Source organism: Xenorhabdus yunnanensis, assembly GCF_028598805.1.
In the GTDB taxonomy this organism is placed as follows: domain Bacteria; phylum Pseudomonadota; class Gammaproteobacteria; order Enterobacterales; family Enterobacteriaceae; genus Xenorhabdus; species Xenorhabdus yunnanensis.
In genome coordinates, this window is sequence record NZ_JAQRFI010000099.1 from 1 (window position 1) to 4820 (window position 4820).

The 4820-nt window shown below is 53.4% G+C and carries 6 protein-coding genes; 3 read left to right on the forward strand and 3 right to left on the reverse strand.

Annotation, left to right across the window (positions count from 1 at the left end):
* Both PSI23_RS20225 and PSI23_RS20230 read left to right on the forward strand, forming a co-directional pair.
* The coding region (locus tag PSI23_RS20225; protein ID WP_507232776.1) for an RHS repeat-associated core domain-containing protein at window positions 1–504 on the forward strand (504 nt) is incomplete at its 5' end.
* Window position 505: 1 nt separating this feature from the next.
* The gene (locus tag PSI23_RS20230; protein WP_273556757.1) at window positions 506–859 is read left to right on the forward strand and encodes a hypothetical protein; all 354 of its coding nucleotides are present in this window, start codon (window positions 506–508) and stop codon (window positions 857–859) included.
* 81 nt (window positions 860–940) lie between these two features.
* On the opposite strand, the gene PSI23_RS20235 is transcribed toward PSI23_RS20230, so the two are convergent.
* Window positions 941–1261, reverse strand: a complete 321-nt coding sequence (locus tag PSI23_RS20235) for a SymE family type I addiction module toxin (RefSeq protein WP_273556758.1) — start codon at window positions 1259–1261, stop codon at window positions 941–943.
* A gap of 76 nt (window positions 1262–1337) precedes the next feature.
* Window positions 1338–1670, reverse strand: coding sequence for a helix-turn-helix domain-containing protein (locus PSI23_RS20240; RefSeq protein ID WP_306309649.1), 333 nt, complete (start codon window positions 1668–1670; stop codon window positions 1338–1340).
* Between the two features lie 135 nt (window positions 1671–1805).
* Between PSI23_RS20240 and PSI23_RS20245 the strand changes: the two genes are divergently transcribed.
* Window positions 1806–4520 (forward strand): CHC2 zinc finger domain-containing protein, encoded by a 2715-nt coding sequence (locus PSI23_RS20245; RefSeq protein WP_273556760.1) that lies wholly within the window; start codon window positions 1806–1808, stop codon window positions 4518–4520.
* Between the two features lie 85 nt (window positions 4521–4605).
* On the opposite strand, the gene PSI23_RS20250 is transcribed toward PSI23_RS20245, so the two are convergent.
* The coding region (locus PSI23_RS20250; protein ID WP_273556761.1) for a hypothetical protein at window positions 4606–4820 on the reverse strand (215 nt) is incomplete at its 5' end.

A 4820-nucleotide genomic window follows, 5' to 3' on the forward strand; every position in this document is an offset into this window, starting at 1 on the left:
GACCCGATAGGGCTGATGGGCGGGGTGAATCCTTACTCTTACGTACATAACCCTGCGAATTGGACCGATCCACTTGGGCTAGCAGGCGGGGTTGGAAATAAAGGGGAGCCTGTAAAACTTAAAGCGCCTGAGGTTGTTGAATTAGATCCCAGAACTATCAGATTTAGCCAAAACTCAGTTAATGGTGCTGCTGAAATAACTCAAAGCATGAAAGCTAAAGGTTGGGCTGGAGATCCAATTGATGTAGTTAGAATGAAAGATGGCGGACTGACAACAATAGATAACACTAGGGTTTTAGCCGCCTCGAGAGCCAATGTTAATGTAAAAGCCAGAGTACATGACGGCTCAACGCCTTTACCACAAGAATTCATTAAGCGCTTTACAACCTATAAAGGCATCCCATCAACATGGGAAGAAGCTATTAATCTCCGTATAGGAAAACAAAATGCAGGATATAGAAAGAGATATCCTGATGGTTCAAATGTAATAGGGTCGCTAGATTAATATGGAACAATTACTAACCAAAACAGAACTTCCAGAATGGTTTTCTTATCCTCGTAAGTTTCTTAGGATAGTTGAGCAAAATTTGCTTAATTTTGATCCTTGGATAATTTTGGAAGGTGAGAGATTACGAGATCACTATACTGGATTAAAAAAAAGATACCCATATAGGGATATCGTTCCATTTGCTCGTCGGGAAGATAATGATGACATTATGTGTTGGGATAAAAATAACCCACATGAAGTTATTATTATCCATGATTTTGCAAGTGAAGGTTATGAATATGTCGGTAAATTTGACTCATTTTGGGACTGGCTTAGAGCAGCCGTAGAAGCAACTATCGAATACGATGAGTAAAAATTAACATCAAACAAAGCCGGAAAGATCCCTGTGATCTTCCGGCTTTGTGCTTTTTTAAGAGCCGCTCATTCCCTGCCCTTAGTTGTTGTTGTAGTCACCAATCAGTTCCCGCATTCGCAGCTTAATTTCACTGAGCTGGTCTTGCTGGCGCTGGTACTGTTGCTTGATGGTGCGGGTGTCGTCACTGTCAGGGATCAGCACCAGACAGCCATCCATAATCTTGACGGTGAGTGTACCGCCAATCTCAAACCCCGCGGCCTTAAGCCATTGCCCCTTAAGATGAATTGCGGGCGGGGCGCTGGCCTTGTCATTTTGCGGCACGTATCCCACGGTATAATAACGTTCGGTTTTGGCGGCTTTATTTCCCGCCCGGTTTTGCTTAGAATGCGCCTTAGCCATGTTCAACTCCTACTTAGTTGGTTGTGGTCAGCGGCGTTGGTGTGTTGCAACCACATCAGCGCCGCGTTAAGTCAGATTATCCAATCAACAGCCTGGCCTGATGCTTGAGAATCAGGGCATCCAGTACTGAAATCACCGAACGTTGTTCTTCCTCATCCATCTGTTTTACCGCCTCAAACTTCAGCTTCAGTTCGTCCTGCGGCTCACGTTCTTCTTCCTCAAATATCAGCCAGTCCGCCGACACATTAAAGGTGACGGCAATCCGCTTGAGAATGTCTAAAGAGGGCTGAGCCTCGCCAGACTCATAGCGGCGTACTTGGGTCAGGTGTATGCCTACCCTGTCAGCCATTTGAGGCTGGGTCAGGCTGTGCTGCTTGCGCAGTTGCAGAAAGCGGGCAGAAAAACTCATCCAGTCTGTTCCTTTGTCAATATTGATGAGTTCCATTATCGCCCCCTGTTCTAAATAGACTTGACTAAATAATCTTTATAGAGCATATAATAATATCTATAGAGAGCATTGACAAGGTTTTAAAAGGAACATTTTATGGCTCGCATCCCGGAAGCAGAATTACAGCACCTGAAAGCCGCCGTCTCGTTAGTGGTCGTTATCGAGCAACAAGGGCGGCAGCTTGTTAAGCGCGGCAAAGATATGATCGTGCTGTGCCCGTTCCATCAGGAGAAAACGCCCTCGATGGTCATCACACCGTCGAAAAACCTCTATCACTGCTTTGGCTGTGATGCAGGCGGGTCGGTGCTGGACTGGGTGATGAAAACCGAAGGCCTGAGCCTGCGCCATGCCGTGGAGCGCCTGCGTGCCGTGCTGGGTGTCAATCCCGCGCTGGCGCCGCTGGTTGAACCGGCGGAACTGGCGGGGGATGCGGTCGGGCACCAAGCCCTGCTCTCAAGGGTGGTTGAGTTTTATCACCATACGCTGCTCAATGCCCCGGAAGCGCAGGCCTATCTGGCGAAACGGCGGCTCAATCATCCTGAATTAGTCGCGCAGTTTAAGCTGGGCTTTGCCAACCGCACACTGGGCTACCGTCTGCCACCGAAGAAGATCAAGGCCGGGGCGGAGATCCGTGCCCGCTTGCAGGCGGCCGGGGTATTGCGGGAAAACGGGCGCGAGCATCTGCGCGGATCGCTGGTTATCCCTGTTATCGGCGCTGAGGGGCAGATTCACGAACTGTACGGGCGTAAAATCGGCGCACGGCTGCGCGGCGATACGGTCTCACATCTTTACCTGCCGGGCGCACACCGCGGCGTCTGGAATGTTCAGGCACTGGGGGCAGTAAAATCGCTGATCCTGTGCGAATCGCTGATTGATGCCCTGTCATTCTGGGTCACCGGTCATCGTAATGTCACCGCGGCCTATGGGGTGAACGGCGTCACCGCGGATCACTGGCAGGCCTTTGAACAGCACGGTATCAGGCAGATCCTGATTGCCTTCGACAATGATAACGCGGGCAATGAGGCGGCGGTCAGACTGGCGGCACAACTGGCTGAACGCGGCATTACGCCGCTGAGGGTCGTGTTCCCGCCAGGGCAGGATGCCAACGGTTACCTGTGCCAGATGGCGGAGCCTGAATCCGCCTTTGCCCTGCTGCTTGAGGGGGCCGTGCCGATGCAGGACGTGGCGGGCAGGGTGGCCGTTGAACGCCAAAGCGGTGATCCCGCCACCGCGCCAGAACCGGCTTCCCCTTTAGCCGCTGAATCCGTGCCCGGCGTGGCACCGGGTGTGGTCTGTGAACCCGGCGATAATGGCGAGTTGCGGGTATCCGTGGGAGCGCTGCGCTGGTGCTTACGGGGTCTGGGTGCGGTGAAAGTGGGTGCCGCGGCAATGAAACTCAATGCGCAGGTGCTGGACACACAAAGCGGTGTCCTGTTCGCCGACGGGGTTGACCTGATGAGTGCCCGCAGCCGCAACAGTTATGCGCGCATGGCCGCGGTTGAGCTGGGATTAGGTGAAGCAGAACTCCGCCGTTCGCTGGGGCAGGTGTTGTTGGCGGCCGAGCAGGGGCAGCAACAGGCTGCATCAGGCACGGAACAAAAAGCCCCGGAAATGAGCCTGACCGAGCGGGACGCAGCACTGGCGTTGCTGCAAGATCCGACGCTGACAGCGCGGGTGACGGCTGACTTAGCCGCCTGTGGTGTGGTCGGCGAATCCACTAATTTACTGGCGGGCTATCTGGCGGCGGTGAGCCGCAAACTCGCCAAACCCTTAGCTGTTCTGATCCAGAGCAGCAGTGCCGCGGGAAAATCGTCGCTGATGGAGGCGGTGCTGAACCTGATCCCCGAAGAAGAGCGGGTGCAGTACAGCGCCATGACCGGACAGAGCCTGTTCTATCTGGGGGAAACCAACCTGCAACACAAAATCCTCGCCATTGCCGAAGAAGAGGGCGTGCGGCAGGCGGCCTATGCGCTCAAGCTGTTACAGAGTGACGGCGAATTAACGATGGCCAGCACAGGCAAGGATGAGGCGACCGGAACCCTCGTCACCAAAAGTTACACCGTGAAAGGCCCGGTGATGCTGATGCTCACCACCACCGCCATTGATGTGGATGAAGAACTGCTCAACCGCTGTCTGGTACTGACCGTCAATGAATCCCGTGAACAAACCGAAGCGATCCATGCGTTACAGCGCCATAAGCAGACCCTCGAAGGCCTGCTGGCTGAGAACGAGCGGGACTATCTGACACAGCTTCACCAGAACGCCCAGCGGTTGTTGCGCCCGCTGAATGTGGTGAACCCCTATGCCAGCCAGTTAACGTTCATGAGCGATAAGACCCGTACCCGCCGTGACCATATGAAATACCTGACGTTGATCCAGAGTATCGCGTTGTTGCACCAGTATCAGCGGGAGATCAAGACCGCTGAGCATCGTGGCAAGCGGCTTGAATATATCGAAGTCAGCAAAGACGATATCCGGCTCGCCAATCAGTTAGCGCATGAAATCTTAGGCCGGACGCTCGATGAGATGCCGCCGCAGACCCGCAAGCTGTTGCTGTTGATCCAGCAAATGGCGCACGAAATGGCGGCAGATCAGCAATGTGCCCTGAACGCCGTTCGTTTTACCCGGCGGGATATCCGCGACTTTACTCAATGGAGTGACAATCAGCTTAAAGTGCATTGCCAGCGGCTGGCTGAGATGGAATACCTGCTGATCCACGGCGGCAGTCGCGGGCATCTGCTGCAATACGAACTGCTCTGGGACGGTGATGGCGACAGCGCGCACTTAAGCGGCCTGATCATGCCGGTATGATCAGCGCAAGTTGGGCTGAAAACAACGCAAGTTGTCCCTAAGTTTGGTTCAAGTTGGTCTCAAGTTGGGGTAGATAAAACGGCTATCAGGCCGCAGCCAGACAGGGCTGACAGCTCGCAAGTTGGACAATATCAAAAATCACTGTTCCGGCAACACAATAAAAACTTCCCGTCATACCGTACTGCCGGATAGCTTCCATAACAAAAAGGAAAATCCGAATGACAACTTCACACGACAACCCGCTTATCACCTTACGCCAGCAACTGGAAGCGTACCTCGATACACAGGCCGCACAGGGAA